Genomic DNA, 6565 nt, shown 5'->3' on the forward strand with positions numbered 1-6565 from the left:
TATCGGAACCGGTGTGAAATATTTTCGTCTGTTTTATCAAAATGTTTTTAGTGTTTAGATCCTGAAACGAGTTCAGGATGTAGCGGACTCTTCGACAGGCTCAGAGTCCGCTGACCGAGCACTGAGCTTGTCGAAGTGCACGTGTCATGCCGAACTTGTTGCCGCTTCTCGGGAACGATGAAACCGTTTCGGCATCTATTTTGAAAAGAAACGCAATAAAATATTTCGTCATGTATCGGAATTATCATGCTGACCGTTTCCGCTTTGACCAAGTCGTTTGGGAACCGCCTCCTGTTTTCCAACCTTTCGTTTTCGGCAAGTCCGGGAGACAGGCTGGCAGTCATCGGCCCCAACGGCTCCGGGAAAACCACTCTTTTTGACATCATTACAGGGAACCGGGAGTTCGATTCCGGAACTGTAAACTTTCAGCGGGGAGCGACCATGGGGTACCTTGAACAGGAAATCCTCACCGACTCCGACCGTGACCTTCTCCATGAAGTCGCAAGCGCAGGCACAAGCGCCGAGCGTCTTGCCCATAAGCGGGAACTTATTCACGACGAGCTCGCTGAAACCGCCGATCCCGCCCAGCAGGCTTTTCTTCTCAGCGAACTGGAAGAAATCGAAACCCGGTATGAGCATGCCGGCGGCTACAGCATCGAGCATGAGGCCAAGGTTATCCTTTCCGGCCTGGGATTCGGTGAAAAAGACCACCAGAGACCGGTAAGTGAATTCAGCGGCGGCTGGCTGATGCGGGCGGGGCTTGCCAAACTGCTCCTCCGTGAGCCGGACCTGCTTTTGCTTGACGAGCCTACCAATCACCTTGACCTGGATGCCATCATCTGGTTTGAGAAATACCTGAGACAGTATGCGGGAGCGGTTCTCCTTATCAGCCATGACCGCGCTTTCATCAACCGAATGGCCACACGGATTCTCGCTCTTGAATCGGACGGCCCGCATCTGTACCGGGGGAATTACGATTCCTACCGCGCCGCCCGTACAAAAGAGGAAGAGATCATCAACGCCACCATCAAAAATCAGGAGCGGTTCATCGAAACCGAAATGCGATTCATCAACCGCTTTCGGGCGAAAAACACAAAATCCACCCAGGTGCAGAGCCGCATCAAGCGCCTGGAAAAGATGGAAATGGTCACTTCAGTCCGTAGACCCCCAATGGTCCGTTTCAAATTTCCCGGCTCTCCCAGGAGCGGAAAGAATGTGATCACCCTTTCGCACACTTCATTTTCCTATGATGGAACTCCGCTTTATCAGGATCTGAGTCTGACGCTTGCCCGTGGCGAAAAAGCGGCGCTTGTCGGGCCGAACGGCGCCGGGAAAACCACACTCCTCAAACTGCTGGCGGGGCTTCTGGCTCTCGATTCTGGCGAGCGCATTCTCGGTTATAATGTGGGGGCTGCTTATTATGCACAGCATCAAGCCGAGCAGCTCCTTCTTCACAACTCGGTTTTGGAAGAGATGCGGCGGTCTGCGGCGGACGAATCGGACGAGATGCTCCGTACCATGCTGGGAGCTTTCCTTTTCCGGGGCGACGATGTTAAAAAGAAGGTCAGCGTTCTCTCAGGAGGCGAAAAGGCGAGACTTGCTCTGGCGAAACTGCTCATCCGCCCGGCAAATCTCATCCTCATGGATGAGCCCACGAATCATCTGGACATTCCCTCCCGCGATGTTCTGGCGGATGCGCTTTCCTCTTATGACGGGACTCTTGTTCTGGTGACCCATGACCGTGAACTCATAGACTCTGTCGTGGACAGGATAGTCGAGATCCATAACGGCTCTCTCACCCTCTACCACGGTAACTATGCCGAATATTCGGAAAAGAAAGAACGGGAACAGCAGACACAGCCGGCTGTTGCCGATACAGCGAACCTGTCCGGCGAAGATACCAATATCTCTCTCAACCACCGAATGCTTGAGAAGGAACGCAAACGCCAGGAAGGCGAATTACGCAACCAGTTTTACCGTGAAAACAAATCTCTCCAGAACCGTATCAAAAAAATCGAGGATGAGGTGGAGAAAACTGACGCGCGGCTGCAGGAGATCGAGCGGATTCTTGAGAACCCCGTTCTCTGCTCAGACAAGCACAAGTTCAATAAAACCCTGAACGAGTACGAGACGCTGAAAAACCGCAGCAGGGTATTGAATGATGAATGGGTGGAGCTTTCTCTCAAACTGGAACAAAAACGGGTGTCGGTTTTCGGGAAGAGCGAGGTAGTATAAATCTTACATTGGAGTCTCCCATGAGTGAATTTCCCAGAACTACTGTCGGCGGTGTTTCCCTCTCCCGCCTTATCATCGGCACCAACTGGTTTTTCGGCTGGTCGCATACCAGCCTGGCAAAAGACACGTTTATCAAAACCTACCAGACCCGTAAAAACATTGTCGATATCCTCACAGTCTTTCTGGAACAGGGCGTGGATACCATCATGGGTCCCCTGCTGCCTGCGATGTTCAAGGCTGTTGAAGAAGCCGAGAATAAAACCGGCCGCCGAATGATAAGAATAGTTACCCCTACTTTCAATATTCTTCCCGGCGGGCCGCCGGATAAAGAGCCGGAGAGGGTCTTCGATGCCTGCCGGGAACAAGGCTCGACTTTCTGCCTGCCGCACCAGTGTGTTACCGATGCGCTCCTTGACCGTATGCATTCTACAATCCGCGATCTTGACCGCTATACCGCCATGATCCGTGAGCGCGGAATGATTCCTGCATTATCCACCCATATGCCCGAAACGGTTGTGATAGCGGATAAAATCGGCGCCGATGTGGAAGCGTACCTTCAGATTTACAACGCCGCCGGTTTCCTCATGCAGGTTGAAGCCGACTGGGTGATGCGTACCATCAGCAATGCAAAAAAGCCGGTCATGATCATCAAACCCCTGGCGGCCGGACGTCTTTTGCCGCCGGTGGGTCTGGCTTTTGTCTGGAACACCATCCGTGACCGGGACATGGTTACAGTCGGCACTGCTACTCCCGATGAAGCACGTGAAGTGATGGAACTGTCACTTGATTTCCTCAACCGCCGCCTGCCGGATAATGAGCTGCAGAGAACGCGCAGCAAAAAGTCATTGGAGCTAAAATGATAGTTGAACAGTTTGCAGTCGGGCCCCTGGAGACCAATTGCTACCATGTAATCTGCGACTCCTCCAATCAATCCGTTTTGATAGACCCCGGCGGTGTCTCGGAATCGCTTGTCCGGGCTGTACGGGGAAGAGAACTGAAAGCCATCCTCCTTACACACGGCCATTTCGATCACATCGGCGGCGCCGGAAAGATTGCCGAATTGACCGGCGCACCGGTCATGATTCATGCGGCGGAGGCTTCTTTCCTCTCCGATCCGGAAGCAAACGGTTCATCAATGTTCGGGACAATGCTGCCCCAAATGAAACCAGATCGGCTCCTCTCCGCCGGCGATTTCATATCATTCGGCGAATGCTCGCTCACAGTTCTCCATACTCCCGGCCATACTCCGGGAGGTGTTTCCTTCATCACAGGCGATGAACTTGGAGTTTTTGCAGGAGATGTAATTTTCCGTTTATCGGTCGGAAGATGGGATCTTCCCGGCGGGGATTACCGGATACTCATGAATACCCTGCGAAAGGTGTTCTTTCCCATGCCGGATGCCGCAGTTGTCTATCCCGGCCATGGTGAATCGACAACAATCGGTTTTGAAAAAAAGCATAACCAGTTCATGATGGACTGATCATGGCGAAAAGTTTCGATATTACAGAATACGTTACCTTCCTCGATGTCGAGGAAGGATTAAGCCCGAACACCCTCGAAGCATACCTGCACAATGTCGGGCGGTACATCTCCTACCTCAAAACCAGGGGGATTTCATCGCCTGCGGGGGTGCAGAAAAAGCATGTAATGGATTTCCTGGACGAGCTTCGCAGTCTTGAGCTTTCTCCGGCCAGCATCTCACGGAATTTCTCGGCAGTGCGCTCTTACCATCATTTTCTCTACCGCGAGAGTATCTGCTCTGTCGATCCCACTGAAACGGTAGAAATTCTCACCAGTCACCGGAAACTGCCTGACACGCTCAGCATCGAGGAAGTCATCCGTCTCATCGAATCTCCTGACACCACCGAACCTACAGGTCTGCGCGACCGCGCCATGCTCGAGTTCGCTTATGCCACCGGGGTACGGGTATCCGAGCTGGTCGGTATTACCGAGCAGAATATTCTTTTCAAGGAAAATCTGGTACGTATCACAGGCAAAGGTTCAAAGGAGCGGATAGTCCCCCTCGGTTCCACCGCCAAAGAGAAAGTTCTGGAATATATCGCCCGCGGCAGACCTCTCCTTGTCGGCAAAATACCTCGTGAAACACTCTTTCTCAACGCCCGCGGAGGGCCGCTCACCCGGATGGGATTCTGGAAAATACTGAGGAAATATGTGATTCTTGCCGGAATAACCAAACATACCAGTCCGCATACCCTCCGTCACTCGTTCGCCACTCACCTCCTCGAAGGCGGCGCGGATATTCGGGTGCTCCAGGAATTGCTCGGCCATTCCAATATCGCCACCACCGAAATCTACACACACATCGACCGTGAATATCTCAAGGAAGTACATCGGACATTCCATCCGAGGGCGTAAGGGAAAAGAAGGGATTTCACCAAGAAGGAAAAAGACTTGACAATGCAAGGTGTATTGCGATATTATGTATAGTATAAGTTATTGAAACCTATAGTCTATGTTTTTCATTTTATTAAGACTGGATAATACTGTAGGGAGGACCTTCCTATGAACTATCATGGCATTGAAATCCCCGTGGGTGCCATCAATGAGTTTTGCCGTCAAAACCATATACGCAGGCTTGCTCTTTTTGGCTCGATCTTGCGAAAGGATTTCACGCCACAAAGCGATGTGGATGTTCTTGTGGAGTTTGAGCCGGGGCAGACACCCGGATTCGATTTTATCCGGATCCAAGACGATTTATCTGAAATTCTTGGCCGTCAAGTGGACCTTCATACGCCTTTTTCATTGAGCAAATATTTCCGGGATGAGGCAATGCGAGAGGCCGAGGTATTGTATGTCGCGGCGTGAGGATAAGGTGGCTCTGCTCCATATGCGTGATCATGCCACTGAGGCTGTCGAGAATGTGCGGGGACGTGACCGCAGCGATCTTGACAACGACCGAATATTTGCCCTGGCGATGATAAAGCTTGTTGAAATTATTGGAGAGGCCGCTGGCCGAGTCTCCACGCCGATGCGTGACACTCACAAGCAGATTCCCTGGAAACAGATTATTGGTACACGCCATCGTCTCGTCCACGGCTATGATCAAATTGATTTCGACATTTTGTGGAAGATTGTGTCATTTGAGCTGCCGAGAATTTCAGAACAACTTGAAGAGATCCTCAACGAGGATAACACAAACGAATCGTAATAAGAAAATTTGGTGATTTTCGCTGTTTAATGAACTGTGTTGTATCAAATGGAAACATTCATGCGAAAAATCAAAGAGGTCAAGGTGCTCGGCCAGTATCAACTGAATCTTGTATTCTATGATGGAGTTCGCGGTACTGTCGATCTTTCTGATCTGGTTGGAAAAGGTGTATTCTCGATATGGCGTGACCGCAGTGTTTTTGAGCATGTTCAGATCGGATCGTCCGGAGAGCTGGCCTGGAGTGATCAGGCCGATTTATGTCCTGATGCCCTGTACCTGAAGGTAACTGGGAAGAAGCCTGAGGATATCTTCCCCGCGTTGCGCTGTGAGGAGACCCATGCCTGAAATCAGCCGTTTCTTAATTGCGGAGGTTGCGGCTTTTCTGCTCATGGCAGTCAGTTTCGATTCGCTTGCACAGAACAATTCTCCGGTGCGAATCGTATTCGATAAGAATTCCAAACGAATCGATATGGTGACAGGGAAACAACTTTTGAATTATACGCAGGCGCAAAGGGGCAGCTTCGAGTTTTTCGAGGGAAGGCTCGACTTACCAGTAAAAAAAATAAACTATATGTTTGCTACAATGGTCAGTGCAAATTTTGATAACGTGGCGCTCATTCGGAAAATGCACACGCATAATATCTGGGCTCTTGTTACTATGTCGGGTAAAAGCCTTGAAGGAATGAATCCCATCATGACCGCGGATGTTGTAAAAATATACGCAGCATCGTTCATTCCAATAAATCCGGCCACCGGACAACCTGAATCCCGGATACATGTCCTTTTGGATGATATGTATCTAATTCAATGGGTTGATGTCGATCACTGGCTGGCGAACAAAAGTCAGGAGGAATACGAGTCCGAACAAGGCGTCAGATATTGATCTTGAATACACGTAGAAGCGAATGAAGTGAAAAAAAATGAATGAATTCGGTACTGTCAAAAGTATCATGAAAAAATAAGAAAGCTGTGGATATGACGTAACCATTGAAAAGTCTTTGACTTTCCAACAGTTACTTGGAAAAACGTTTCACGTTTTCCCACATTACCACAGCTACTACAACAATACACGCAACGATTTGTATTTTTTTGATTTAAAGCCCCTTTTGAGAAAATATTTTGGTAGTTAGACAAGGGGGAGAACATCATAATTTTGCTAAC

General features: G+C 50.0%; 9 protein-coding genes. 8 read left to right on the forward strand and 1 reads right to left on the reverse strand.

The features are described from left to right. Nucleotides 1–246: 246 nt before the first annotated feature. The 8 genes from Q8O92_05660 to Q8O92_05695 all read left to right on the forward strand — a co-directional run bounded on the left by Q8O92_05660 (nucleotide 247) and on the right by Q8O92_05695 (nucleotide 6287). On the forward strand, nucleotides 247–2235 hold the full coding sequence (locus Q8O92_05660) for an ATP-binding cassette domain-containing protein (protein MDP2982797.1): 1989 nt from the start codon (nucleotides 247–249) through the stop codon (nucleotides 2233–2235). A gap of 20 nt (nucleotides 2236–2255) precedes the next feature. Then, on the forward strand, nucleotides 2256–3095 hold the full coding sequence (locus Q8O92_05665) for a hypothetical protein (protein ID MDP2982798.1): 840 nt from the start codon (nucleotides 2256–2258) through the stop codon (nucleotides 3093–3095). Then, nucleotides 3092–3715 carry an MBL fold metallo-hydrolase gene (locus Q8O92_05670; protein MDP2982799.1) on the forward strand — a complete coding sequence of 208 codons (624 nt, stop codon included), beginning with the start codon at nucleotides 3092–3094 and terminating at the stop codon, nucleotides 3713–3715. Before Q8O92_05665 ends, Q8O92_05670 begins: the two co-directional genes overlap by 4 nt. Nucleotides 3716–3717: 2 nt before the next feature. Continuing rightward, the gene (xerD, locus tag Q8O92_05675; protein ID MDP2982800.1) at nucleotides 3718–4611 is read left to right on the forward strand and encodes a site-specific tyrosine recombinase XerD; all 894 of its coding nucleotides are present in this window, start codon (nucleotides 3718–3720) and stop codon (nucleotides 4609–4611) included. A gap of 147 nt (nucleotides 4612–4758) precedes the next feature. After that, the gene (locus Q8O92_05680; protein ID MDP2982801.1) at nucleotides 4759–5061 is read left to right on the forward strand and encodes a nucleotidyltransferase family protein; all 303 of its coding nucleotides are present in this window, start codon (nucleotides 4759–4761) and stop codon (nucleotides 5059–5061) included. Continuing rightward, nucleotides 5048–5404, forward strand: coding sequence for a DUF86 domain-containing protein (locus tag Q8O92_05685; GenBank protein ID MDP2982802.1), 357 nt, complete (start codon nucleotides 5048–5050; stop codon nucleotides 5402–5404). The genes Q8O92_05680 and Q8O92_05685 overlap by 14 nt, the downstream gene beginning before the upstream one ends. A gap of 60 nt (nucleotides 5405–5464) precedes the next feature. Continuing rightward, entirely contained in the window at nucleotides 5465–5749 is a 285-nt protein-coding gene (locus Q8O92_05690; GenBank protein MDP2982803.1) for a DUF2442 domain-containing protein, read from the forward strand. Continuing rightward, nucleotides 5742–6287 (forward strand): hypothetical protein, encoded by a 546-nt coding sequence (locus Q8O92_05695; protein MDP2982804.1) that lies wholly within the window; start codon nucleotides 5742–5744, stop codon nucleotides 6285–6287. Before Q8O92_05690 ends, Q8O92_05695 begins: the two co-directional genes overlap by 8 nt. A gap of 65 nt (nucleotides 6288–6352) precedes the next feature. Here the strand turns inward: Q8O92_05695 and Q8O92_05700 are convergent. Then, on the reverse strand, nucleotides 6353–6565 hold a 213-nt coding region (locus tag Q8O92_05700; GenBank protein MDP2982805.1), incomplete at its 5' end, for a hypothetical protein.

The sequence above is a fragment of the Candidatus Latescibacter sp. genome (assembly GCA_030692375.1).
GTDB lineage: Bacteria > Latescibacterota > Latescibacteria > Latescibacterales > Latescibacteraceae > JAUYCD01.